Annotated in this window: 27 protein-coding genes; 15 read left to right on the top strand and 12 right to left on the bottom strand. The window is 33.8% G+C overall.

The genetic code is table 11. The features are described from left to right. Positions 1 to 66: 66 nt before the first annotated feature. The 5 genes from ACNQGD_RS02730 to hisS form a co-directional block, all read right to left on the bottom strand. On the bottom strand, positions 67 to 1383 hold the full coding sequence (locus tag ACNQGD_RS02730; protein WP_417998203.1) for an ABC transporter permease: 1317 nt from the start codon (positions 1381 to 1383) through the stop codon (positions 67 to 69). Positions 1384 to 1453: 70 nt separating this feature from the next. Next, complete coding sequence (locus tag ACNQGD_RS02725; RefSeq protein ID WP_417998202.1) at positions 1454 to 2374, bottom strand: ABC transporter ATP-binding protein; 921 nt, start codon at positions 2372 to 2374, stop codon at positions 1454 to 1456. A 205-nt stretch (positions 2375 to 2579) separates the two neighbouring features. Beyond that, entirely contained in the window at positions 2580 to 3695 is a 1116-nt protein-coding gene (gene dnaJ / locus ACNQGD_RS02720; RefSeq protein ID WP_417998201.1) for a molecular chaperone DnaJ, read from the bottom strand. 78 nt (positions 3696 to 3773) lie between these two features. Next, positions 3774 to 4352 (bottom strand): nucleotide exchange factor GrpE, encoded by a 579-nt coding sequence (locus tag ACNQGD_RS02715; protein WP_417992623.1) that lies wholly within the window; start codon positions 4350 to 4352, stop codon positions 3774 to 3776. A 285-nt stretch (positions 4353 to 4637) separates the two neighbouring features. Beyond that, the gene (hisS, locus tag ACNQGD_RS02710; protein ID WP_417998200.1) at positions 4638 to 6008 is read right to left on the bottom strand and encodes a histidine--tRNA ligase; all 1371 of its coding nucleotides are present in this window, start codon (positions 6006 to 6008) and stop codon (positions 4638 to 4640) included. A 106-nt stretch (positions 6009 to 6114) separates the two neighbouring features. Here hisS and ACNQGD_RS02705 point away from each other — a divergent pair, with 106 nt between their 5' ends. After that, positions 6115 to 7359: an ABC transporter permease gene (locus ACNQGD_RS02705; protein WP_417996755.1), complete on the top strand. Its 1245-nt coding sequence runs from the start codon at positions 6115 to 6117 to the stop codon at positions 7357 to 7359. A gap of 221 nt (positions 7360 to 7580) precedes the next feature. On the opposite strand, the gene prmC is transcribed toward ACNQGD_RS02705, so the two are convergent. After that, positions 7581 to 8456, bottom strand: coding sequence for a peptide chain release factor N(5)-glutamine methyltransferase (gene prmC / locus ACNQGD_RS02700; RefSeq protein ID WP_417998199.1), 876 nt, complete (start codon positions 8454 to 8456; stop codon positions 7581 to 7583). Between the two features lie 46 nt (positions 8457 to 8502). Beyond that, entirely contained in the window at positions 8503 to 8988 is a 486-nt protein-coding gene (locus tag ACNQGD_RS02695) for a GNAT family N-acetyltransferase (RefSeq protein WP_417996757.1), read from the bottom strand. Positions 8989 to 9104: 116 nt separating this feature from the next. Between ACNQGD_RS02695 and ribD the strand changes: the two genes are divergently transcribed. Genes ribD through ACNQGD_RS02680 form a run of 3 tightly spaced genes read left to right on the top strand, consistent with a single transcriptional unit; the run spans position 9105 to position 11384 of the window. Next, entirely contained in the window at positions 9105 to 10148 is a 1044-nt protein-coding gene (ribD, locus tag ACNQGD_RS02690) for a bifunctional diaminohydroxyphosphoribosylaminopyrimidine deaminase/5-amino-6-(5-phosphoribosylamino)uracil reductase RibD (RefSeq protein WP_417998198.1), read from the top strand. Continuing rightward, on the top strand, positions 10141 to 10743 hold the full coding sequence (locus ACNQGD_RS02685) for an HAD family hydrolase (RefSeq protein WP_417996759.1): 603 nt from the start codon (positions 10141 to 10143) through the stop codon (positions 10741 to 10743). Before ribD ends, ACNQGD_RS02685 begins: the two co-directional genes overlap by 8 nt. Positions 10744 to 10754: 11 nt before the next feature. Then, entirely contained in the window at positions 10755 to 11384 is a 630-nt protein-coding gene (locus tag ACNQGD_RS02680; protein ID WP_417998197.1) for an IMPACT family protein, read from the top strand. Positions 11385 to 11413: 29 nt separating this feature from the next. Here the strand turns inward: ACNQGD_RS02680 and ACNQGD_RS02675 are convergent, their stop codons facing one another. After that, entirely contained in the window at positions 11414 to 11818 is a 405-nt protein-coding gene (locus tag ACNQGD_RS02675; RefSeq protein WP_417996760.1) for an acyl-CoA thioesterase, read from the bottom strand. A gap of 184 nt (positions 11819 to 12002) precedes the next feature. Between ACNQGD_RS02675 and dnaA the strand changes: the two genes are divergently transcribed. From dnaA to ACNQGD_RS02645, 6 genes are all read left to right on the top strand, one after another. Then, on the top strand, positions 12003 to 13430 hold the full coding sequence (dnaA, locus tag ACNQGD_RS02670) for a chromosomal replication initiator protein DnaA (protein WP_417998196.1): 1428 nt from the start codon (positions 12003 to 12005) through the stop codon (positions 13428 to 13430). Positions 13431 to 13437: 7 nt separating this feature from the next. Next, positions 13438 to 13905, top strand: a complete 468-nt coding sequence (locus ACNQGD_RS02665; protein WP_417992614.1) for a low molecular weight protein-tyrosine-phosphatase — start codon at positions 13438 to 13440, stop codon at positions 13903 to 13905. A gap of 67 nt (positions 13906 to 13972) precedes the next feature. Then, a complete protein-coding gene (locus ACNQGD_RS02660; protein ID WP_417992613.1) occupies positions 13973 to 14695 on the top strand; it encodes an SAM-dependent methyltransferase in 723 nt (240 codons plus the stop codon). A gap of 505 nt (positions 14696 to 15200) precedes the next feature. Further along, entirely contained in the window at positions 15201 to 15734 is a 534-nt protein-coding gene (locus tag ACNQGD_RS02655; RefSeq protein ID WP_417992612.1) for a hypothetical protein, read from the top strand. Positions 15735 to 15904: 170 nt separating this feature from the next. Beyond that, positions 15905 to 17032 carry a methionine aminotransferase gene (locus tag ACNQGD_RS02650; protein WP_417998195.1) on the top strand — a complete coding sequence of 376 codons (1128 nt, stop codon included), beginning with the start codon at positions 15905 to 15907 and terminating at the stop codon, positions 17030 to 17032. Positions 17033 to 17108: 76 nt separating this feature from the next. Further along, positions 17109 to 17990 carry an SDR family oxidoreductase gene (locus ACNQGD_RS02645; protein WP_315162239.1) on the top strand — a complete coding sequence of 294 codons (882 nt, stop codon included), beginning with the start codon at positions 17109 to 17111 and terminating at the stop codon, positions 17988 to 17990. A 79-nt stretch (positions 17991 to 18069) separates the two neighbouring features. Here ACNQGD_RS02645 and ACNQGD_RS02640 read toward each other — a convergent pair whose 3' ends face one another. The 4 genes from ACNQGD_RS02640 to ACNQGD_RS02625 all read right to left on the bottom strand — a co-directional run bounded on the left by ACNQGD_RS02640 (position 18070) and on the right by ACNQGD_RS02625 (position 20432). Beyond that, entirely contained in the window at positions 18070 to 18369 is a 300-nt protein-coding gene (locus tag ACNQGD_RS02640; RefSeq protein ID WP_417998194.1) for a response regulator, read from the bottom strand. A gap of 72 nt (positions 18370 to 18441) precedes the next feature. After that, positions 18442 to 18972 (bottom strand): YceI family protein, encoded by a 531-nt coding sequence (locus tag ACNQGD_RS02635; RefSeq protein ID WP_417998193.1) that lies wholly within the window; start codon positions 18970 to 18972, stop codon positions 18442 to 18444. A gap of 35 nt (positions 18973 to 19007) precedes the next feature. Further along, positions 19008 to 19760, bottom strand: coding sequence for a pirin family protein (locus tag ACNQGD_RS02630; RefSeq protein ID WP_417998192.1), 753 nt, complete (start codon positions 19758 to 19760; stop codon positions 19008 to 19010). A gap of 90 nt (positions 19761 to 19850) precedes the next feature. After that, a complete protein-coding gene (locus tag ACNQGD_RS02625) occupies positions 19851 to 20432 on the bottom strand; it encodes a Crp/Fnr family transcriptional regulator (protein ID WP_417992607.1) in 582 nt (193 codons plus the stop codon). Between the two features lie 151 nt (positions 20433 to 20583). Here ACNQGD_RS02625 and udk point away from each other — a divergent pair, with 151 nt between their 5' ends. The 5 genes from udk to ACNQGD_RS02600 all read left to right on the top strand — a co-directional run bounded on the left by udk (position 20584) and on the right by ACNQGD_RS02600 (position 23733). Then, entirely contained in the window at positions 20584 to 21192 is a 609-nt protein-coding gene (udk, locus tag ACNQGD_RS02620; RefSeq protein WP_282714874.1) for a uridine kinase, read from the top strand. A 140-nt stretch (positions 21193 to 21332) separates the two neighbouring features. Then, positions 21333 to 21653 (top strand): FtsB family cell division protein, encoded by a 321-nt coding sequence (locus ACNQGD_RS02615; protein ID WP_417998191.1) that lies wholly within the window; start codon positions 21333 to 21335, stop codon positions 21651 to 21653. Positions 21654 to 21777: 124 nt separating this feature from the next. After that, positions 21778 to 23142 carry a methylmalonyl-CoA mutase subunit beta gene (locus ACNQGD_RS02610; RefSeq protein ID WP_417998190.1) on the top strand — a complete coding sequence of 455 codons (1365 nt, stop codon included), beginning with the start codon at positions 21778 to 21780 and terminating at the stop codon, positions 23140 to 23142. Between the two features lie 71 nt (positions 23143 to 23213). Further along, positions 23214 to 23447 (top strand): hypothetical protein, encoded by a 234-nt coding sequence (locus tag ACNQGD_RS02605; protein WP_417992603.1) that lies wholly within the window; start codon positions 23214 to 23216, stop codon positions 23445 to 23447. Then, a complete protein-coding gene (locus ACNQGD_RS02600; RefSeq protein WP_417998189.1) occupies positions 23437 to 23733 on the top strand; it encodes a type II toxin-antitoxin system RelE/ParE family toxin in 297 nt (98 codons plus the stop codon). Before ACNQGD_RS02605 ends, ACNQGD_RS02600 begins: the two co-directional genes overlap by 11 nt. Positions 23734 to 23759: the final 26 nt, after the last annotated feature.

Below are 23759 nucleotides of genomic sequence, written 5' to 3'. Positions count from 1 at the left end.
ATTTGTTAATTCGGCTATCTGTTTAATCGATTAAACGAATAATCAAATAACCGAATCAACCTTTATTTAATATTTCAACCAACGATACATTTCACTCCACGTTGGTTTTTTGCCATACATGAGTATTCCTATTCGGTATATTTTTGCGGCGAACCAGACTACAAAAAAGAAGCTTCCAAATAATAATGTTACTGATATTGCAATTTGCCACAAAGGTACGCCAAACGGAATTCGCATCAGCATAACGATCGGTGAGGTGAGTGGAATCATTGAAAAAACGACTGCAATTGTCCCGTGTGGATCATTGATAACAGTAAAAAAACCGACGTAAACGCTCAACATTAATGGCATGATGATAGGCAAAAGAAACTGCTGTGAATCCGTTTGATTATCCACTGCAGCTCCAATTGCCGCGTAAAATGAACTGTATAGAAAATAACCGCCAATGAAATAAATCACAAATCCAACAAGGATACTTGCAATGGGTAAATTCCATAATTCCTTGATATATATTTGGGCAGTTCCAGTCATTTCTTGCTGAGCAGCATGCATCAATTCAGGAGAAACGCTGGCTGTTGGTCCCACATTTACGCCAAAAAATACGGAGGCTGCAAACATTAATGACATTCCGATTATTGCCCAAATAAAGAATTGCAGTAATCCTGCTAATGAAGTTCCTATGATTTTCCCCATCATCAATTGAAATGGTTTGACCGAGGAAATTATAATTTCTACTATTCGGCTGGTTTTTTCTTCGATGACACTTCGCATCACCATGTTTCCGTAGATGATGATGAACATCATTATAAGATATCCAAATGCACCACCAATCCCAATTTTAATTTCGTTAAGTCCTTTGACGCTTTCTTCACCAGATGCTTTTGTCAAGCTGATATTCACTTTTGACTGGGCATTTTTAATAGCCAGTGTATCTAAATGTGCTTTTTCTAAATTATTCTTAGTCAGTTTATTGGCAATTACATCCTGAACATTTTCAATGAATGAAATACTGGGACTACTGTTTGAAATAAATTGGATTTTACTTTCGAAATCCTTGGAATTACTCGCTTTTGGAATGTACAACAATCCTTCATAGCTTTCATTTGTGATACTGTCTTTGAGAAATTTTAAATCTATTACAGACAAATCAAGGTATTTGTACGCTTTATCTTTATTGTTTTGTGATGTAAATTCCTTTACAAACATACCCGATTCGTCATGAATAGCAATTCGTTTGGTATCTGCTTTCATGGAACTTAAATACGCTACAAAAACGGCTATTCCCACAAATAGTAACGGACTTAAAAAAGTCATAACAATAAAAGATTTATTGCGCACTTTGGCAATAAACTCTCTTTTTATAATTAATGATACTATAGACATTTTAGATTGTTGGATAGTTAGACTTCTTAGACTTTTAGACTTCTTAGATTTTTAGATTCGATCTAAAAATCTATTGTGTTACTGTTTGTATAAAAATATCATTGACACTTGGTATTTTTTCTACAAAGTGCGTTACCTGACCGCATTGAGTGAGGATATTCAACAATTCATTTGGCGTGGCGTTCCCGAGTTGAATTTCCAGTTTTAATTCGTTGTTCAGTGATTTAAAATGAGCTGGACCAACGGTAAATTTCTGCGTAATTGCGTACATCAATCCTTCTACATTCTCCGACAAAATGCCCACTTCAAAACTATTCGTTTTAAATTGTCTTTTTACATCATCCAGTTTTCCTTCAATAAGTTTATTGGATTTATGAATCAAGGCGATATGATCACATAATTCCTCCACACTTTCCATGCGGTGGGTAGAGAAAATTATGGTAGCTCCTTCTTCTCGCAATGCCAGAATTTCATCTTTGATGATATTGGCGTTTACGGGATCAAAACCAGAAAAAGGTTCGTCAAAAATCAACAGTTTTGGTTTGTGCAAAACACATACTACAAACTGAATTTTCTGCGCCATTCCTTTAGAAAGCTCTTGGATTTTCTTGTTCCACCAACCTTGAATTTCTAATCTTTCGAACCAATACTCCAGTTGTTTTTTAGCTTCAGCCTTAGAAAGTCCTTTCATTTGAGCCAAATACAAGCATTGTTCCCCCACTTTCATCGTGTTGTACAATCCTCTTTCTTCGGGTAAATACCCTATATATTGAACGTGTTTGGGTTGCAGTTTTTCACCATCCAAAATAATTTCGCCACTGTCAGGCAATGTAATTTGATTTATAATTCGGATAAGTGATGTTTTTCCGGCTCCATTTGGACCTAAAAGCCCGTAGATACTTCCCTTTGGAACCATTAATGAAACCTCGTTAAGCGCCACATAATCTCCGTATTGCTTGACAACTTTATTCACTTCAAGAATGTTACTCATGCTTATTTTTTAATTGGTGTAAAAGTAAATAATTAGTACCGAAATACTTAGAATAGTTACATAAAAAACCCATCCTTATTTTAAGAAGGATGGGGAATATATTTTTTAAAAAGACACACGATAGTTGTGACGTATTTATTTTAGATCAGACGCGACAACCCGCTCTCTAAACGTTTTATTATTATTATTATTATTATTATTATTATTATGAAAACATGTCTTTCACTTTCTCAAAAAATGATTTGTCAGATTTTTCAGGATTTGGAATAAAATTCTCATCGGTAAGATTTTTTTCAAAAAACTGTTTTTGATCTTTGTTTAGCGTTTTTGGTGTCCAAACATTTACATGCACCAATAAATCTCCGTTTCCGTACCCATTGATACTAGGAATTCCTTTTCCTTTTAATCTCAGAATTTTACCAGATTGAATACCTTCTTCCAGTTTGATTCTCACTTTTCCGTTTATAGCTTCGATGTCTTTGGAAATTCCAAGAACAGCTTCAGCAAAACTGATGTATAAATCGTAGTGTAAATTCTCTCCTTCACGTTTCAAGAACTCATGCTCCAATTCTTCAATAGCAACAATCAAATCTCCCGGAATACTATTTCCCGGAGCATCGTTTCCTTTATTAGAAACTTTCAGTTGCATTCCGTCTACTACACCCGCAGGTATTTTTATTGAAACAGTTTCATCTTCAAGAATCATTCCTTGTGAATCCGCTTCGGATGGTTTTCTATCTAAAATTTGACCTGAACCACTACATGTTGGACATGTAGAAGCCGATTGCATTCTACCCAAAATGGTATTCGTAACGCGCATCACTTGCCCTTGACCGTTACAAGTAGAACATGTTTTATAGCTAACTCCGGGTGCTTGAACTTTACGTTTTACTTTTACTTTTTTCTCAACGCCATTGGCAATTTCTTCCAATGTCAATTTTACTTTGATACGAAGGTTGCTTCCTTTAGCTCGACGAACACCGCCGCCTCCACCGCCTCCGAAACCACCAAAACCGCCTCCGAAAATATCACCAAACTGACTAAAAATGTCATCCATATTCATTCCGCCATGACCTCCTCCGCCAAAACCACCTGAACCATCAAAAGCTTGATGACCATATTGATCGTATTTTGCTTTTTTCTGAGGATCGCTTAATATTTCGTAAGCTTCAGCAGCCAATTTAAATTTATCTTCTGCCGATTTGTCTCCAGGATTTTTGTCAGGATGAAATTGTAGCGCGTTTTTTCGGTATGCCTTTTTAATTTCAGCAGCATCAGCATTTTTTGAAATGCCTAATATTTCGTAAAAATCTTTTTTCATTTTTATTTTTTCTTTTATAGAGACACACCGCAGTGGGCTTCTACGCGTGATATAAATACGCGATTAATCACGAATCTACTACTGTCCTAAAACAACTTTTGGGAAACGAATGATCTTGTCTCCTAATTTATATCCTTTTTCAAGAACGTCGACAATTTTACCTTTCATTTTTTCTGAAGGTGCAGGAATTTGAGTGATTGCTTCAGCAAAATCAGCATCAAAAGCGTCTCCGGCTTTAACATCAACTTGCTCTAATCCTTTAGAAACTAAAGTGTTTTTTAATTTTTCATGAATTAGCTCCACTCCTTTTAGTAGCAATTCATCTTCTGATTTGCTTATTTCGGTGATTGCTCTGTCAAAATCATCTAAAACAGGTAACATGGCAAGTAAAACTTCTTGGTTAGCCGTTTTAAACAACTCGATACGCTCTTTAGTAGTTCTGCGTTTGTAATTTTCAAATTCAGCAAATAATCGTAAATACTTGTCTTTCTCTTTGGCTAAGTCTTGAGTCAATTGCTCTTCCAGACTTAATTCCTCAATAATGATTTGCTCTCCATTTGCATTATTTTCTAATGTCACATCATCTATTTCTTGATCAATTTCTGTATTTTCAGTAGTCATATTACTTGTATTTTTAAAAATATTCTTAAACTTCATTTTTATTCTTTTTTTTGGATTGCAAAAGTACTGCCAATTCTTTTAAAATGTCAAATTGTCACCTTTTTATCGAATTTATAATTCTTTTTAAATTCTACACTCTTTAAAAACAAATTTTACGCACTTAAAATTTTAATATAATTTTAAGACTATCTCGATATAGATTATTTAGCTTTGTTCAGGTTAAAAAAAATTATCTCATAAAATTATTAATTCACCATTGACTTATATTAAAAAAAGCTTCGTTTTACAAAACGAAGCTTTTTTTATGCTTTTCAACTAAAACTATAATAATGCGTTTTTCAGACCTTCAAAATCCACTGTAATCTGCTCTCCGTTCACTAAATTTTTAAGCGAAAAAGAATTGGAAACCATCTCCTGTTCCCCTGCGATTACAGCAAAAGGAATTCCTCTTTTATCAGCATGTTGAAACTGCTTCGCCACTTTCGCGTTATCCGGATACAATTCTACTTTTACACCTGAATTCCTTAATTCTTTTATCGCTTTCATTGCATAAAAAGCTTCTGTGTCACCATAATTAATGAACAACGCTTTAGAAGTTGCTGTAACAGTTTCAGGAAATAAATTCAATTCTTCAACAACCAAATAAATTCGATCCAATCCAAAAGAAATTCCCACGCCACTCATATTTTTCAATCCGAAAATTCCGGTCAAATCATCATATCGTCCGCCACCGCCAATGGATCCCATAGCAACTGATTTTGGCGGAGCCACTTCAAAAATAGCACCCGTGTAATAATTTAGGCCTCTGGCCAAAGTCACATCCAAATCTAAAACTGCTGTTGTCAATCCCAATTCAGTGACATTATCACAAATAAAACGCAACTCTTCAACTCCCTTCATTCCTTCATTGGACTCCGCAAGCAAAACAGAAAGTTGGTTTATTTTCTCAGAAATAGTTCCTGTAAAATTAAATAACGGCTGCACTTTCAGAATTGCTTCCTCCGAAATTCCTTTCTCCATCATTTCTTTTTTCACGCCATCCTCGCCTATTTTATCGAGTTTGTCTAATGCTACCGTGAAATCTATTAATTTATCTGATGCACCGATCACTTCCGCAATTCCGGATAATATTTTTCTATTATTGATTTTGATGGTTACCCCTTCTAAACCTAAAGCGGTAAAAACAGTGTCATACAATTGAACCAATTCTACTTCTTGCCACAATGATTTAGAACCTACTACATCCGCATCACATTGAAAAAACTCCCTGAAACGTCCTTTTTGCGGACGATCTGCTCTCCAGACGGGTTGAATCTGGTATCTTTTGAATGGGAATTCTATCTCGTTTTGATGTTGTACCACATAACGGGCAAACGGAACGGTTAAATCATAACGCAGGGCTTTCTCGGAAATACTTGCCGTTAATTTTGTACTGTCTTTATTTTCTAAATGTGTCGCATTGGCTTTCGCCAAATAATCTCCTGAATTTAATATTTTAAAAATTAAACGATCGCCTTCTTCTCCGTATTTCCCCATCAGGGTTTCAGAGTTTTCAAACGAAGGCGTTTCTATCGGTTGAAAACCAAACTTCTCGAAATTACTTTTTATAATCTGAATGATATAGTGACGTTTTGCCACCTCAGTTGGTGAAAAATCTCTGGTTCCTTTTGGAATGCTCGGTTTTGATGCCATTGTGTATACTTCTTAAATAAGACTGCAAATATCTTATTTTTAAAATAAATAATGCTTCTTCTAAAACAAACTTGTAACAAAAATTGTATTTTCGTGTCAAATTGCTATGATGTTAAAATTATTCAAAGAAAATATTCGAATTGCATTCGGTTCCATCAGGACACAATTGTTAAGAACCGTTCTTACTGTGTTGATTATCGCTATTGGAATCACAGCTTTAGTTAGTATCCTTACTGTTGTTTCTGCTTTAGAAAACACTATTTCCTCTGATTTTGCATCGATGGGAGCCAATACTTTTAACATCAATCAATACGAAAACACTACTCGAAATCGGGGTGGTGGCGAAAGAGAAATCATAAATCCAATCATTTCTTACCCTGAAGCGGTTGCTTTCAAAAACAAATACAAATATCCTTTTACCGAAACTTCGCTTTCTTTTACGGCAACTTCTGTTGCTGAAGTAAAATATGAATCTGATAAAACGGATCCCGAAAATACGGTTGTTGGTGTCGATGAATTTTTCATTACTAACTCCGGATTAGAAACCAGTTCCGGACGTAATTTTACCAAATTTGACATCGATAACAATGCGTATGTGTGTATTGTAGGTTCTGATTTTGAGAAAGGATTATTAAAAGACGTAAATCCTATTGATAAACTAATCTCGATTCGAGGAGCTAAATTTAAAGTTATTGGAGTATTAAAAGAGAAAGGATCAACCTTTGGGAACAGTCAGGATTTAAGGATTTTAATCCCTATTCAAGTGGCCCGTTCCATGTTTACAGCACCACGCATAAATTACACCATGAGCGTCATGGTTTCTAAGAAAGAATTATTAAACGAAGCTATTGACAATGCGACAAGCACTATGCGCCGCGTTCGCAAATTAAGTCCGGTAAAAGACAATAATTTTGGAGTCGTTCGCAGTGATGACCTTATCAACAGAATCCTTGGAATCACAAAATATCTTGGACTTGCCTCTTGGCTTATCGGTATCATTACCGTTCTTGGATCTTCGATTGCTTTAATGAATATTATGATTGTTTCGGTAACGGAACGCACACGGGAAATAGGCGTCCGAAAAGCCTTGGGAGCCAAAAAAACAACGATTGCCTTTCAGTTTTTCATAGAAACGTTACTTATTGGGCAATTGGGCGGATTGGTAGGAATAATTTTCGGGATCTTAATTGGTTTTGGTATTGCAACTGCCATGAATTTTGCATTCGTAATTCCGTGGAGCGCAATTATGGCGGCATTCATAACCAGTTTTATGGTTGCCATCGCTTCCGGATTGTATCCTGCCATAAAAGCAGCTATGCTGGACCCAATTGAAGCATTGCGATACGAGTAGTTTTCCGTAATCAACTTCATTGCGAGCAACGTAGCAATCACATTTAATATTTTTCAAAACAATTTGGGCGTGACCACATTAAAAAAGGGGCTAACTAATCTTAACGTGCTAGTTGCCCCTTTTTTTAATGCGGTCGGGTCATCCGCGTTACAAGGTAACTTGCTCCTACCCCTCACGCAAACCCCGTAAAACCGGGACTTTTGCATAAACAACAACCAAAGTTAGATGCGATGGCTTCGTTCCTCGCAATGACAACTAAGCATTCTGTCGTTTCCGTAAATATCTTTTCGTAATTCGATGGTTGCGAAATTCATTTTTTCAAGTAAATCAACCATTTCTTTGCCTAGATATTGATTGATTTCAAAATACAATTGTCCGTTTTCAGACAGGTTTTTCTGAGCCAATTCGGCTATTTTTTTATAAAAAATCAACGCATCATTATCTTGTACAAAAAGTGCCAAATGCGGTTCATTGTCTAAAACATTTTTCTTAATTTCCTCTTTTTCCAGATTCCGAACATACGGCGGATTAGAAACAATAATATCAAATTGTTGCCTTAAATCTTCTGTTTCAAGAATGTTTTGATTGATAAAAGTTACGTTTACAGAATTATTTTCTGCATTTTTTTTGGCTGTAGCCAAAGCTTTTTCAGAAACATCAATGGCAAAAACTGTGGCATTGGGAAGGTTTTTTGCTAAGGAAACGGCAATACAACCGCTTCCGGTTCCAATATCGAGAATCTTTAGATTTTTAGACTTTTGGATTATTAGATTATTAGATAAAATCCATTCGACTAATTCTTCCGTTTCAGGTCTTGGAATTAAAACATTCTCATTGACTTCAAAATCCAACCCATAAAAACTCGTTTTTCCTAAAAGATATTGTACTGGAATTTCCTGTTTCAATTGTTCCAAAATCGAATTCCAAACTACAATTTCTGCTTCCGAAAAAAACAAATCAGGATGCAACGCCAAATCTATTCTTTTCAATTGATGCTTATCTTCTAAAATTAAATAGAAAAAACTCTCTGCTTCACCCACATCATAAATTAGTGTCAGTTCTTGAATAAATTGGGTTCTGTATTCTTTAATTTTCATTTTATTGGGTTATTGCTTTTATGAATTAATATTCTCAATTCAAAATTTATAACTCTTTCAGCATCCAAATAGGACAACTGGTATGCCCTGTACTTCCCATAGGAGAACAAATGTATTCAAAACCTACTTTCTTGTAGAGTTTTTGAGCATCAAGCATAAAAGGCATGGTTTCTAAATAGCATTTTTCAAAACCAAAATCTTTGGCACTTTCTAAACATTGAGCCATCATTTGGCTTCCTATTCCAAGACCTCTGGTTTCCGGTAGAAAATACATTTTTTGAAGTTCACAGATGGTTTCTGCTTCATTTTCAAGTGGCGCAACACCAGCAGAACCAATGATTTTCCCATCCTTTTCTAAAACATAATAAACTGATTTTGGCTTACTGTATTCCTCAAACATTAAATCCAAATACGGATCTTCGTAGGCTGTTCCTACTTTTGGAATATTTAATTCGTCAAAAACTGCTCTTATCAATGCCGCAACTGCTTGATTGTCCTCTTTTTTTATTTTTCTAATGCTGTAATTTTCCATTTTTTTAAAAAAGTAATTTTAGATGCAAAAATAGAAATTGTTTAGTGTTATTCTAGAAAGTTTCAAAACTAATCTTGAAGTTTCGGGGCTAAACCCAAAATAACTACTTTTGTGTTGTGAAAATACATGAAAAATACATTCGACGCTGCATCGAAGTAGCCAGAAATGGTCTGGGGACAACCTATCCAAATCCTTTGGTAGGCAGTGTTATTGTTTATGACGACAAAATCATTGGCGAAGGCTGGCATAAAAAATCGGGAGAACCACACGCAGAGGTAAACGCTGTGAATTCCGTAAAAGACAAATCGTTATTGAAAAAAGCGACTATTTATGTGAGTTTAGAACCGTGTAGTCATTTTGGCAAAACACCGCCTTGTTGTGATTTGATTATCCAAAATAAAATTCCAAATGTAGTTGTTGGAACTGTTGACCCCAATATAAAAGTGGCAGGAAACGGAATCAAAAAACTAATAGAAGCCGGAATACAAGTTACTATAGGAATTCTTGAAGAAGAATGCCATGAACTTAATAAAAGGTTCTTTACATTTCATGAAAAGAAAAGGCCTTATATTATTTTGAAATGGGCCGAAAGTCAAGATGGTTTTATTGCGCCAAAAGAAAAATCAGAAAAAAAACCAGTCTGGATTACCAACTCCTATTCGAGACAATTGGTACACAAATGGAGAACAGAGGAACAAGCTATTCTGGTAGGAACTCAAACCGCCATTGATGACAATCCAAAATTAAACGCACGGGATTGGTACGGAAACAATCCGATTAGAGTTGTTTTAGACCAAAACAATCGCATTCCAATAGAGAATCATGTGTTTGACAATCAAGTTAAAACAATCCTATTTTCTAAATCGAAACAATCTATTGAGAAAGAAAACTGTATCTTTGAGTATATTGATTTTGAACAAAATATAGCAACTCAAATAATACAATCGCTATATAAGCACCAAATTCAATCCATTATAATTGAAGGCGGGCGGCAAACGTTACAGACATTTATTGATGCCAATCTTTGGGACGAAGCTAGAGTATTTGTTGGAAGTGTCGCATTTAAGCAAGGAACTAAGGCTCCAAACCTTGCTAAAAACCAGTTCAAAAAACAATCTATTGGTAATGATCAATTAATATTATCTAGAAACTATGATTAATACTATAATTTTTGATTTTGGAGATATTTTTATCAACTTAGACAAAGAAGCTCCTGTTGTTGCCTTTACTAAATTAGGCTTAAAAGAATGGACTGAGGATTTAGATGAACTCAATCTATCATTTGAAAAAGGAAAAATTTCTGAGCTTCAATTCATTGAAGGCTTCCAGAAACAAATGCCTAATGCTTCAATAGACGAGATTAGAAGCGCTTGGAATACCATTATATTGGACTTCCCATTGTACAGACTTGAATTTTTACAAATGCTTTCGCAAAAATACCGTTTGTTCTTACTCAGTAATACAGATGCAATTCATATCGATAAATTTCAGCACACAGCCGGAATAACTTTTTACAGAGAATTTTATCAATGTTTTGAAAGAGTTTATTTTTCTTTTGAGCTAGGCATGCGAAAACCCGACGCCGAAATTTTCAATTACTTGGTAAAAAAACATGAATTAACGCCAAAACGCACTTTGTTTATTGATGACAAAAAAGAAAATACTGACGCCGCACTTGCATTAGGATTTCAAGTATGGAATTTACAAGTAGGAAAAGAAGATGTTGTTCATTTATTTGACAAAAAAATAATTTAGAAAAGTAGCTTTTGGAATTTAAAGACACCTACAACACTATTGATTTTCCCTCTTCAGCAGTATTATTCAAAGAAAAAAACAGTAAATTTTTTGGTTATGCCTTTCCAATTCAATCAGAGGAAGACGTAAAACCACTCATCGAAACCTTACGAAAACAACACCCCAATGCAGGACATTTTTGTTATGCCTATCAAATAGGTACTGACATTGTAACCTACAGAGCAAATGATGATGGCGAACCCAGCAATAGTGCTGGAATGCCAATTTATGGACAAATTCAGTCTTTTTCAGTAACCAATGTGCTTATTGTTGTCGTTCGAATATTTGGCGGCGTAAAATTAGGCGTTGGAGGATTAATCTCTGCTTATAAAACAACCGCACAAATGGTTCTGGAAACCTGTGAAATTGTCGAAAAAACGATAGATATTCATTTTATAATCACATTTGATTATAAGAATATGAATAAAGTAATGCGGGTAATCAAGGAAAAAAAGCTTGAAATAGTAAATCAAGAAATGGAAATAAATGAAGATTCAGAACTTCCAATAGGCAAAATTGAAATAAAAACCAGAAAAAAAAATGCCGAAATGGTATTCGACATTTTTAATTCAATGTTTGAAATCGATATAAAACGACTCTAATTTCTGCTCAAAATTTCTTTTTTTATAATTTATTCTATTGTTTTTAAGAGTTCTAAAATATAATCCGGCGGAGCGGTAGGACGTCCTGTTTTTAAGGACACAAAAACAAGGATAAATTGGGCAGTTGTTAATAACTCATCAGACTCATTATAAATAGCGCAATCAAATTCTATCTTCACAGAACTCTGACTTTTGAAAATCGTGTGAACGGTAAGCAACTCATCATAGCGAGCTGATTTTTTATAATTTACATTCATGGAAACTATCGGAAGCGCAATTCCACTTTCCTCCATGCTTTTATACGAAACCCCTTTATTTCTGAGCCATTCCACTCTTCCTATCTCAAAATAAGGGATGTAATTTCCATGATAAACAACGCCCATTTGATCCGTTTCAGAGTAACGTACCCTAACCTGTATTTGATGATCTTTCATTAATAATGTATTAAAAATTTTAAATTTAAAAAGCTCCTTACAACAATAATTCGGAAAATTATTGTCCAATATATTTTTTTTTATAGAAATTTGTTCACATATTTGTTACCCCGATAAATAATAAAAAAACATCTTTTTTTTTGTAAGATAATAATTACCAATTAAAAATAATTTAACAGAATATATGAACAAAACTGCTCAATCAGTATGGGAAAACTGTTTGTCTTTTATAAAAGACAACATTCAGGATCAAGCTTACAAAACTTGGTTCGAACCAATCAAATCAGTTGAACTTACCGATAACGCATTATATATTCAAGTTCCAAGTAAATTTTTCTACGAATGGCTAGAAGAACACTACGTGAAATTATTAAAAGTGGCGCTTACCAAAGAACTGGGTAAAAACGCAAAGTTACTCTATAAAATCAGAATGGAAAACACTTATGGCAGTAAACAACCGTTTACGGAGCAATTGCCAAGTGCTAATAGAGTTCCTATGAAGCCTCAAGAAGTTGATGCGCCATTCAAAAACTTAAACCCAGAATTAAAAAATCCTTTTGTAATCCCGGGAATCAGAAATTTAAAAATTGAATCGCAACTGAATGCCAATTACAGTTTTGATAATTTTTTAGAAGGAGATTCTAATAGATTAGCGCGTTCAGCGGGTATGGCTGTTGCCAATAAACCTGGGGGAACTTCGTTTAATCCGCTATTGATTTTTGGAGGAGTGGGACTAGGAAAAACACACTTAGCACATGCTATTGGTGTGGAAATAAAAGACAAATACCCGGAAAAAACCGTTTTATACATATCAGCTGAGATTTTTACACAACAATATATTGACTCGGTAAAGAAAAACAACCGAAATGATTTCATCCATTTCTATCAATTAATTGACGTTTTAATTATTGATGATGTCCAGTTCCTTTCCGGAAAATCTGGAACTCAGGATGTTTTCTTCCATATTTTCAATTATTTACATCAAAACGGCAAACAGGTAATCTTGACATCTGACAAGGCGCCAGTGGATATGCAAGATATTGAACAACGATTATTATCTCGTTTCAAATGGGGATTGTCTGCTGAATTGCACCAACCCGATTATGAAACCAGAATTTCTATCCTAAAAAATATATTGTACAGAGATGGTGTTGAAATACCTGAAGAAATAATAGAATATGTTGCCCGTAACATCAAATCGAATGTAAGAGAACTAGAAGGAGCCATCATTTCCTTAATTGCACAATCTTCATTCAATAAAAAAGAAGTTACACTTGAACTTGCTAAAAGCGTTGTTGAAAAATTTGTGAAAAATGTAAAACGAGAAATTTCTATCGATTACATTCAAAAAATTGTTTCGGATTATTTCCAATTGGATTTAGAAACATTACAATCAAAAACGAGAAAAAGACACGTTGTTCAAGCCCGACAACTGGCAATGTTTTTTGCAAAAAAATTCACAAAAGCATCTTTAGCAAATATTGGTTCTCAAATTGGGGACAGAGATCACGCTACCGTATTACACGCTTGTAAAACTGTTGATAATTTAGTTGCAACCGACAAGCAATTTAAGAAGTTTGTTGAAGATATCAATAAAAAATTAACGCTGTAAACACATCATGTCCGTGAAAATTTTAATGGTTTGTTTAGGCAATATTTGCCGATCCCCTTTAGCGGAAGGCATATTGGCCTCAAAACTCCCAAAAAATAAATTCAAAGTTGATTCAGCAGGAACAGGTTCTTGGCATGTTGGCCACAAACCTGATGACCGATCCGTTGCTGTAGCAAAAAAAAATAAAATAAATATTTCAGATCAAAAAGGAAGACAATTTAGTAAATCTGATTTCGATTCATTTGACTATATCTATGTAATGGATAATTCTAATTACAACGATGTTATTGAACTTGCAGAAAGTCAAGAACAAAAACAGAAAGTTCAACTAATTTTGGATGAATTATTTCCAAACGAAAAAGTAGATGTTCCAGATCCTTATTTTGGTTTACCTAATGGATTTGAAATAGTGTATAATATGCTTGATGAAGTTTGCGATGTTATTGCAAAAAAATTAATGGACAAACATCCATAATCTTTGGATTTAAAATTTTCAGAAGGAATCAAAATAAAATTTACTTTAGAAACGTAAAACTACAGCAATGCAAACAACTACTTTATTAGGAAAATTATACTTAATCCCTACTACAATGGGCGATTGCGATCCAATGGATGTGTTGCCTCAAACTGTAAAAAGAAGTATTGATTTCATTGATTATTATATTGTTGAAAACGAAAAAACAGCCCGAAAATCTATTAAAGGAGTACATCCTGAAAAGAAACAATCGGAGCTAAAACTTTTTGTATTAAACAAACATACCGAAACCAAAGAGCATTTAGATTTCATTAAACCTTTACTAGAAGGAAAAAACATGGGATTAATGAGTGAAGCAGGTTGCCCTGGTGTAGCTGATCCTGGTGCTGTTATTGTAAAATTAGCACATGAAAAAGGGATTCAAGTTGTACCATTAGTTGGACCTTCTTCTATTCTTTTGGCTATGATGGCTTCCGGAATGAATGGCCAAAGTTTTACGTTTAATGGCTATTTACCAATCGAAAAAGGAGAGAAAAAGACAGCTCTGAAAAATTTGGAAAAATTATCTCAGGAGAAAAACCAATCTCAAATTTTCATAGAAACTCCGTATCGAAATAATAAAATGCTGGAGGATATTTTACAGGCTATTAATCCCGCAACTCATCTTTGTGTTGCTACTGACATTACTTTACCAACAGAATACATCAAAACCTTTCGAGCTTCTGATTGGAAAAAAGTACAAGTAGATTTACACAACCGCCCTACCATTTTTATCATTCACAAAATGTAATATTTTTTATTTTGGAATTTAAAATCGGTTTTTAAATCTCATTTAAAGACCAATTGCTTTCAAAAGAATACAAAAACACCTCTTTTTTAGTGCTTTAATTTCGTTTCAAAATTAAATATTTTGAAAGGTTCTCTCCTGTCAATTAGACAACCTAAAAAATTACTTACTAAAAAGTTCTTTTCTATTTTTAATTAGCTAATTCTCCTTTATTTCATCGGTATTACAAATGGATTTTCCTGCTAAAAAAGGCAAATAAAACCTCTATTTATATTAACATCTTTTACAAAAAAATTAACCTGTACACCAATGAAAAAAAGCTAATTTTACTAATGCCCACAGTCACTTTTTGATTCAAAATTCAAAAAATAAAACTACTGATGTTATGAATTATAATGATTTAAATAAATTACAAACAACAAAAAGGGGAAGAAATAAATTAAGCCTTACTAATTATTTCTATCATTAATGTATTATGTATTAGTTCATTAATTCAAAAATAAGCATCATGAAATCATATCTAATTGTTTTGTTTTTTTTAAGCATAAACACACTATCTTATTCTCAAGATAAAGAAGTTAATTCAGGGCAAGGAAATATTAAAATGGAAAATTTACCTGGAGTGGTAATTAAAAGTGCCGGTAAAGATTTTTCCATTTACTTGCCTGATAGAAACCCAGATAAAAGCGTAAGAGCACTTGAAGAGAAATTCATTGCCTATGATTTAGGGAGAGATTATGAAGGATTTGAAAATTATTTGGTAATTATGGAAACCAGTAAAGGCACATTGACTGCAACGTATAATGAAAATGGTAAATTGACTAGTGTAATCGAAAATTATAAAAACATAAAACTTCCCAATAGTGTTATTTATTCCATTTACAAAACATATCCCGGTTGGCAGATTATAAATGACAAGTATTTGTATTCTCAAAAAGAAGGTGATATTATTAAAAAAGAGTACAATCTTAAAATAAAAAAAGGAACTGAAGTTCAAAAATTAATTGTCAAACCAGATGGTGAAATTGTTAAAGAAAATTAAACTGACAATAACCCTACAAAAAGCTACCGAATTGGTGGCTTTTTTTAGCATACGATTTGGCAAATAAATACAAAACGCAATAAATCAAATTTTTGATAATTATTAGTTCCCAAAAAATTAAAATTAGGATTAAACTACTACTTTTATAAAGTAATCAATGTTGTTTTTTTATGAGTAAACTACCAAATATCAGCACGAGTATTTTTACGGTTATGTCAAAAATGGCTGCTGAACATAACGCTATCAATCTTTCACAAGGTTTTCCAAATTTTCCTGTTGACGAAAGATTAACTGATATTGTTGCTAAACTGGCGAAAGAAAATGTGCATCAATACACTCCGATGTCAGGCTATGCGCCACTATTATCAAAAATAGCGGCACTAATCAATACCTCCTACAGAAGAACTGTTCATCCAGAAACAGAATTGCTGGTTACTGCCGGAGCAACCCAAGCTATTTTTACCACGATAACAGCTTTGGTAAAAAATAATGATGAAGTGATTATCTTAGATCCAAGCTATGATTGCTATGAAGCACCCGTATTATTGTGCAACGCAAATCCAGTTCGGGTAGCGCTGAATGATGATTATACTCCAAATTGGGAAATTATCGAGAAAGCGTGTACATCCAAAACTAAAATGATTGTCATTAATAATCCGCACAATCCAACGGGGAAAATCTTGACAGAGTCCGATTTTGAAGCTTTAGAAATCCTGATGGAAAAATATCCGGATATCCTGCTTCTTTCTGATGAAGTGTATGAATACATTACTTTCGAAGAAAAACATATTTCGGCACATACACGTAAGAAACTATTAAATCGTTGTGTGATGGTTTCCTCTTTTGGAAAATCATTTCATGTTACAGGATGGAAAGTGGGTTATTTAGTAGCTCCTGAATACTTAATGAAGGAAATCAAAAAAGTACATCAGTTTTTAGTTTTTAGCGTAAACAGCGTTTGTCAAGTTGCCATTAGCGAGTATTTAGACATCGTTTCTATTGCTGAAATCAAGAAATTATATCAAGAAAAACGGGATTACTTTAGACAATTATTAAAAAACAGTCGCTTCAAACTCATGCCTTGTGAAGGAACTTATTTTCAGGTCGCTTCGTATGCAGCTGTATCAAATGAGAGCGATGTTGATTTTTGCAAACACCTCATTATGGAACATGGCGTGGCTGCAATTCCTATTTCTACTTTTTATGCCGATGGAAAAGACCTGAAATTAATACGTTTCTGTTTTGCCAAAGACAATACAACACTGGAAGAAGCTGCTAAAAGATTGTGTGCTATTTAGCAGAAACGATTTTGTTTTTTTATTATGCACGCATACTATTTAATTTATTATATTTACAATAAAAAAACATCAAAATATGAGTTATACAGATAAAATGTTACGTGACGATGCCCTGAAAGGCAAAGTGATTGTCGTAACCGGAGGTGGAAGCGGTTTAGGAAAAGCAATGACTAAATATTTCTTGGAATTAGGTGCACAAGTAGCCATCACCTCCAGAGATTTAGAAAAACTAAAAAATACAGCAGCAGAACTGGAAACGGAAACAGGCGGAACTTGCCTACCAATTCAATGTGATGTGCGTCATTATGAAGAAGTGGAAAACATGCTCCAAGAAGTTTTGAAAGCTTTTGGAAAAGTAGATGTTTTGCTGAATAATGCTGCCGGAAACTTTATTTCTCCAACCGAAAGATTATCTGCAAATGCATTTGATACCGTTATTGATATTGTTTTAAAAGGAACCAAAAACTGCACCCTTGCTTTTGGAAAACATTGGATTGATACCAAACAAAAAACATCTACCATTTTAAATATCGTTACGACATACGCTTGGACTGGCTCTGCTTATGTAGTGCCAAGTGCTACTGCAAAAGCCGGAGTTTTGGCCATGACACGAAGTCTTGCGGTAGAATGGGCAAAATACGGAATTCGTTCCAATGCAATTGCTCCAGGACCATTTCCTACTAAAGGAGCGTGGGACCGATTATTACCAGGAGATTTAGCCGAAAAATTTGATATGGCAAAGAAAGTACCTTTGAAACGTGTAGGAGATCATCAGGAATTAGCCAATTTAGCGGCTTATTTAGTTTCTGATTTTTCAGCGTACGTAAATGGTGAAGTCGTTGTTATTGATGGCGGCGAATGGTTGAAAGGTGCCGGACAATTCAATATTCTGGAAGCTATTCCTGAAGAGCTTTGGGATCAGTTGGAAATGATGATTAAAGCAAAAAAGAATAAATAATAGTTTTAAAAAATTGAACCATTAAGAAATTAAGAACCGTGCTTAATAAAATTTATTTCTTAATGGTTTAATTTTTATTTTAATCCAAGGCAAGTAGAATTTCACTTTTCAGTAAACCACTGCCACCACCGTAATGCTGTACAATAACTATATTTGGGTTTTGATTTTTAAAAAAAGCACACAATTCAGTTTCACTTTCTTCCTGAATTCCAGAACCCAATAATACAAGGGAAAAATCTTTTTTTAAAAAAATATCCTTTGCCTCCTCATCACTCAAAACACCTACTCCATTCCAATTTTCATTAGAATTAATGAGTCGGACTACAGTTGCCAAAATTTCCAGATGTCTTCCTATGTATAAAATATTTATGGTTTCCATCATTTCAATTTTTAAAAAACACAAACCCAAAAAAGAATAATCATTTAAGATTTGTGTTTATTTATTTTAAAATTATTGTTGCAAAAATTGCAATTCGATATTCAAACGAACTTCTTCGCTTACTAAAACACCACCCGTTTCAAGAGCGGAATTCCAGTTTAATCCCCAATCTTTTCTGTTGATTTTTCCTTCTAACGAAAGTGCCATTTTAGTATTCCCCCATGGATCTTTCATTAATCCTCCATATTCTGTAGCTATTTTCACTGATTTTGTAACACCGTGTAAGGTTAAATCACCAACCAATTCATATTCACCTTCATTTATTTTGGTAAAAGAAGTAGCGCTAAATTTAATTTCTGGAAACTGAGCAGCATCAAAAAAATCTGGGCTCAATAAATGAGTATCTCTATCTGTATTTCCTGTTGTTACGGAATCAATTGCTCCAGTGAATTCAATTTTTGCATTTTCAAAATCGTTATCTTCTGATTCAATCGTTGCATCAAATTTTGAAAATTTACCTGAAACATTCGTGAACATCATGTGTTTCACTTTAAAACCAATTTCGGAGTGTGTTGGGTCAATTACCCATTTAGTTGTTGACATAGTATTATTATTTATTAGTTATTTCTATTATTTATTTACAATTTCATCGGTACTTCCATCAATAAGATTTCGGCATTGACGGAATTAGCGGTAATTTTAATAGCATTCATATCCCAAATTCCTAATCCATCACGTTCATTTAAAGCAATGTTTCCTATCGTGAAATCCCCTTTTAAAACAAAAGCATAAATTCCATTTCCTGGTTTTTTCAATTCATACGAAGTAGAAAAATCATTGTCAAACTTCCCAATATGAAACCAAGCATCCTGATGAATCCAAACGCCTTCGTCTTCTGGATTTGGGGATAAAATTTGCTGTAATTTATTGTGACGATCCTTTAAGTCTAAAGTAACTTGATCATAACGAGGGGTTACATTTTTTTGATTTGGATAAATCCAAATCTGCAAAAACTTAACCAACTGGTCTTTGTTTTTATTGTATTCACTGTGAAAAATTCCGGTACCGGCACTCATCGCTTGAATATCACCTTCCTTGATTACAGTAGTATTCCCCATACTATCTTGGTGTTCTAAATCCCCTTCGAGCGGAATAGAAATAATTTCCATATTGTCATGCGGATGTTTTCCAAAACCCATTCCCTGATTGACTCTGTCATCATTCAAAACGCGCAGCACTCCAAAATTCATTCGTTCTGGATTGTGGTAATTTGCAAAACTAAAAGTATGAGAGGATTCTAACCAACCATGATTAGCATGACCGCGAGTATCTGCTTTGTGCAAAACATGAGGTATAATTGTAGCGTCTATAATGTTATCTGAATTTTCCATTTTCGTGTTCTTTAATAGTATGGTACAAAGTTGCGTCAAAAAAAAAGCGCAAGCATTGAACTAGGACAAGAAATGAAAAATAACGAAAATTTAGTGTTTAGCGATTTTAGTTCTTATTTTACTTAGAAACTCAGCCGAAATACCCAAATAAGAAGCAATGTAATGCTGGGCAACGCGCTGTGAAAGTAAGGGATAATGGTCGAGAAACTCTACATATTTCTCGGTGGCAGTTTTAGAAATAGTATTAAATAAACGGTCTTGAGTAACCGCAAGACTCCTTTGCATTAGGATACGGAAGGCACGTTCAAACTTTGGTGCGCTAGCGAATAACTCTTCTTTTGTGTCTGGGCTGAACATAAAAAATTCACAATCTTCCAATGTTTCGATATATACCCGACTCGGTTTTTCTTCATAAATACTAAAAGAAATATCGCTCACCCAAGCATTTTCGATGGCAAATTGTAAAATGACTTCAAAACCATTGGCATCAATATAATATTTCCGGACACAGCCTTTGATTACAAAAGCTTCAAAATTACACATCTCACCTTCATGAAGTAAAATCGTTTTCTTGGGAACTGTTTTATATTCCAATAAAGAATTAAAAATTTCTAATTCTTGTGGTTCAAAAGTGACATAGCGGCTTATGTTTTTATTGATTTGTGAATACAAAATAGTCTGTTTTAGAAACTAAAGATAGAAAAAAATGTCAATTAACAACCCCCAATAAATATATTAAATTAGCAAGATTTCCTCAAAAAATAAAATCCACTCCCAATTAAATTCCTATTTTTGTCCCGATAAAATACATAACAAAAAAATTATGCTCATTATAGGAATTGCAGGTGGTACAGGAAGCGGAAAAACAACCGTTGTACATCAAATCATGAATGAATTACCAGAAACCGAAGTAGGAATTATTTCGCAAGACTCGTATTATAAAGAAAATCACGGACTGTCATTTGATGAAAGAGCATTAATTAATTTTGATCATCCGCGTGCCATTGATTTCGAATTATTGGTAACTCACCTCAAAGAATTAAAAGAAGGAAACAACATTCATCAACCCGTTTATTCGTTTGTAACCCACAATAGAACGGACGATACCGTTTTTACTCATCCTCGAAAAGTGATGATTGTGGAAGGAATCTTAATTTTGGCAAATCCAGAATTAAGGGAATTATTTGACGTAAAAATATACGTTCATGCTGATTCTGACGAAAGATTAATCCGCCGTATGAAACGAGATATCACTGAACGTGGCCGAGACATGCATGAAGTAATCAACAGATACCAAACAACATTGAAGCCAATGCACGAACAGTTTATAGAACCAACCAAAGCATTTGCAGACATTATTATACCAAACGACAAATACAACACAGTCGCCATTGATGTAGTTCGTGCGGTAATAAATCAAAAAATTCTATAATTTAGTTGTAATTTTAGTGTAATAATTATTAGGAGCTATTTCCCGCTTTCCGTTGCAATCTTTTAGGATGTGAATCTTCCTTCGTCATCATCACATCCTAAAAGGATTTTCACTGTAATCGGGGCTAAAAAAAATAAAAAATGACAAATCCGCATAAAGACAAACCTTGGTTTAAATTTTTAAGTAACAAATATGTCTGGGTCTTGTTATTTTTTATTACTTGGATGCTTTTTCTAGACAACTATTCCTATTTCGGACATCGTGTTTTAGACAAACAAATCAACGAATTGGAAGACAATGCCAATTATTATAAGGAAGAAATAAAAAAGGACCAAGAGAACATCAAGCAATTAAAAAATTCAGAACAGATAGAAAAATATGCCCGAGAGAAATACTATATGAAAAAAGATAGTGAAGATATTTATATTATTGAATTCGAAGGCGACACGATTGAAAAATAAAATCCCATCCCCAACCCTTCCCAAAAGGAAGGGAGTGTAAACTTATAGTAATTATTGAAAACACAACACCTAGTCAGCTCATTTTCCTTTGGAAAAGGTTGGGATTAGGAAAACCATAAACAAAATGACAACAAATCTTTTCGATGATTTCAATCCTATTTCCTCCAAACAATGGAAACAAAAAATTCAGTTTGAACTCAATGGAGCTGATTATAATGAAACGGTAGTTTGGAATTCTCCCGAAGACATCCAAGTGAAACCCTTTTATCACAAAGATGAGTTCTCAAAAGTTTTTTCGGTAACTACAAAAGCGACAAATTTCAGAATTTGCCAAAACATATTTGTTTACGACATTGATAAATCAATCGAAAGAGCGTTAGATTCCTTGAGTCGCGGTGCAGAGAGCCTTCGTTTTACAATAGAAAATGATTCGATTGATGTTACCAATCTATTGGAGAAATTACCTTTAGAAAAAATTACGATTTACTTTCTTTTGGGTTTTATCTCAATCGATTTCGTCAAAAAAATTGATGCTTTTGCAAAGAAAAACAATACTACTGTTTTCTGCAATCTGGATCCAATTGGGCAATTAGCCAAAGATGGAAACTGGTTTACAACTAAAGAAAAAAGCAATTTTGACACCCTGAATTTACTTTCGGCAACAACAACATCTGTATCTTTAATAAGCATCAATGCGTCATTGTATCAAAATGCCGGAGCAAACATGGTGCAACAAATCGCTTATAGTTTAGGACACGCCAATGAATATTTCAATAGAATTGAAGCCATAAATAAACCCATTGTTTTTGAAGTTGCCGTTGGGACAAATTACTTTTTTGAAATTGCAAAACTGCGTGCTTTACGATTACTTTTCCATGTGATTGCCAAAGAATACAACCACAACTTAGATTGCAACATCATCGTTTCCCCTACAAAACGAAACAAAACATTATACGATTATAACGTAAATATGTTGCGTACCACAACCGAATGTATGAGTGCAATTATTGGTGGAGCAGATGCTATTGCTAATTTGCCTTACGACGCGTTGTACCACAAAGACAATGAATTTGGAGATAGAATTGCGAGAAATCAATTGTTGATTCTTAAAAACGAAAGTTACTTTGACAAAGTTAATAATCCAGCTGACGGTAGTTATTATATCGAAAATCTTACCAATCAATTAGTTGAAAAATCGTTAGCTTTATTCAAAGATATCGAGGCAAATGGCGGTTTCTTGAAACAACTTAATGATGGAATCATCAAAAGAAAAATTCAGGAAAGTGCAGATACTGCTCAAGCATTATTTGACAATGGTAAAGAAATTTTATTGGGAACTAACAAACATCCCAACAAAGCCGATAAAATGAAACACGATTTAGAACTGTTCCCGTTTGTAAAAGTCAAACCAAGAAAAACATTGATTACACCAATAATCGAAAAACGTCTGGCAGAAAAAATAGAGCAAGAGCGATTGGAACTTGAATAGTCAGTCAGAATTTGTTATTTGATTTAATACCATTGGAAAAGAGTATATTTACTTTATTAAAAAACAAAATTATGCAAGCCATAAGACAAATCGTTAAGGTAAAAAATCACAAAATAAACATCACATTGCCTGATGATTTTAATGCTGAAGAAGTTGAGGTGATTATTCTTCCTAAATCAAATACTGTAGAAATTCCTCAATGGCAAATTGACCAAGTTAAAGAAAGAACGGAGAAATATCTTAAAAATCCCTCTTCAGCTCAAGACATTGATGATTTTTTAAAAGAAATTGACAGTGAATTATAAGACTGTAATTTTAGAAGAAGCTAAACATGATTTTAAAGAAACTTTTGAATGGTATAAAAGTATTCAACCTAAATTAGGAGAAAGATATAAAAGCTCTTTTAAAGAAAGTTTAAAAATAATTAAGTCAAATCCGCTTCTATTTCAAATAAGATATGACGACAATAGAGAAGCTTTAATTGAAAATTTTCCATACCTAATTCATTTCAACATTCACGATAACAAAATTGTAATTAAAGCTATTTTCCATACTTCAAGAAATGCTGAAATATGGATTGAAAGGAATTAGAAAACTTCAAAACCCATAACCTTTGT

It is taken from the genome of Flavobacterium glucosi (assembly GCF_048286535.1).
Taxonomy (GTDB): domain Bacteria; phylum Bacteroidota; class Bacteroidia; order Flavobacteriales; family Flavobacteriaceae; genus Flavobacterium.
This window is presented reverse-complemented; position numbering and strand designations above follow the sequence as displayed.

Excerpts from the sequence above, each read along its gene's own strand:
- ACNQGD_RS02730 (WP_417998203.1), bottom strand. The coding sequence starts at position 1,383 with ATGTCTATAGTATCATTAATTATAAAAAGAGAGTTTATTGCCAAAGTG.
- ACNQGD_RS02725 (WP_417998202.1), bottom strand. The coding sequence starts at position 2,374 with ATGAGTAACATTCTTGAAGTGAATAAAGTTGTCAAGCAATACGGAGAT.
- dnaJ (WP_417998201.1), bottom strand. The coding sequence starts at position 3,695 with ATGAAAAAAGATTTTTACGAAATATTAGGCATTTCAAAAAATGCTGAT.
- ACNQGD_RS02715 (WP_417992623.1), bottom strand. The coding sequence starts at position 4,352 with ATGAAGTTTAAGAATATTTTTAAAAATACAAGTAATATGACTACTGAA.
- hisS (WP_417998200.1), bottom strand. The coding sequence starts at position 6,008 with ATGGCATCAAAACCGAGCATTCCAAAAGGAACCAGAGATTTTTCACCA.
- ACNQGD_RS02705 (WP_417996755.1), top strand. The coding sequence starts at position 6,115 with ATGATGTTAAAATTATTCAAAGAAAATATTCGAATTGCATTCGGTTCC.
- prmC (WP_417998199.1), bottom strand. The coding sequence starts at position 8,456 with ATGAAAATTAAAGAATACAGAACCCAATTTATTCAAGAACTGACACTA.
- ACNQGD_RS02695 (WP_417996757.1), bottom strand. The coding sequence starts at position 8,988 with ATGGAAAATTACAGCATTAGAAAAATAAAAAAAGAGGACAATCAAGCA.
- ACNQGD_RS02685 (WP_417996759.1), top strand. The coding sequence starts at position 10,141 with ATGATTAATACTATAATTTTTGATTTTGGAGATATTTTTATCAACTTA.
- ACNQGD_RS02675 (WP_417996760.1), bottom strand. The coding sequence starts at position 11,818 with ATGAAAGATCATCAAATACAGGTTAGGGTACGTTACTCTGAAACGGAT.
- dnaA (WP_417998196.1), top strand. The coding sequence starts at position 12,003 with ATGAACAAAACTGCTCAATCAGTATGGGAAAACTGTTTGTCTTTTATA.
- ACNQGD_RS02665 (WP_417992614.1), top strand. The coding sequence starts at position 13,438 with ATGTCCGTGAAAATTTTAATGGTTTGTTTAGGCAATATTTGCCGATCC.
- ACNQGD_RS02660 (WP_417992613.1), top strand. The coding sequence starts at position 13,973 with ATGCAAACAACTACTTTATTAGGAAAATTATACTTAATCCCTACTACA.
- ACNQGD_RS02655 (WP_417992612.1), top strand. The coding sequence starts at position 15,201 with ATGAAATCATATCTAATTGTTTTGTTTTTTTTAAGCATAAACACACTA.
- ACNQGD_RS02650 (WP_417998195.1), top strand. The coding sequence starts at position 15,905 with ATGAGTAAACTACCAAATATCAGCACGAGTATTTTTACGGTTATGTCA.
- ACNQGD_RS02645 (WP_315162239.1), top strand. The coding sequence starts at position 17,109 with ATGAGTTATACAGATAAAATGTTACGTGACGATGCCCTGAAAGGCAAA.
- ACNQGD_RS02640 (WP_417998194.1), bottom strand. The coding sequence starts at position 18,369 with ATGGAAACCATAAATATTTTATACATAGGAAGACATCTGGAAATTTTG.
- ACNQGD_RS02635 (WP_417998193.1), bottom strand. The coding sequence starts at position 18,972 with ATGTCAACAACTAAATGGGTAATTGACCCAACACACTCCGAAATTGGT.
- ACNQGD_RS02630 (WP_417998192.1), bottom strand. The coding sequence starts at position 19,760 with ATGGAAAATTCAGATAACATTATAGACGCTACAATTATACCTCATGTT.
- udk (WP_282714874.1), top strand. The coding sequence starts at position 20,584 with ATGCTCATTATAGGAATTGCAGGTGGTACAGGAAGCGGAAAAACAACC.
- ACNQGD_RS02615 (WP_417998191.1), top strand. The coding sequence starts at position 21,333 with ATGACAAATCCGCATAAAGACAAACCTTGGTTTAAATTTTTAAGTAAC.
- ACNQGD_RS02610 (WP_417998190.1), top strand. The coding sequence starts at position 21,778 with ATGACAACAAATCTTTTCGATGATTTCAATCCTATTTCCTCCAAACAA.
- ACNQGD_RS02605 (WP_417992603.1), top strand. The coding sequence starts at position 23,214 with ATGCAAGCCATAAGACAAATCGTTAAGGTAAAAAATCACAAAATAAAC.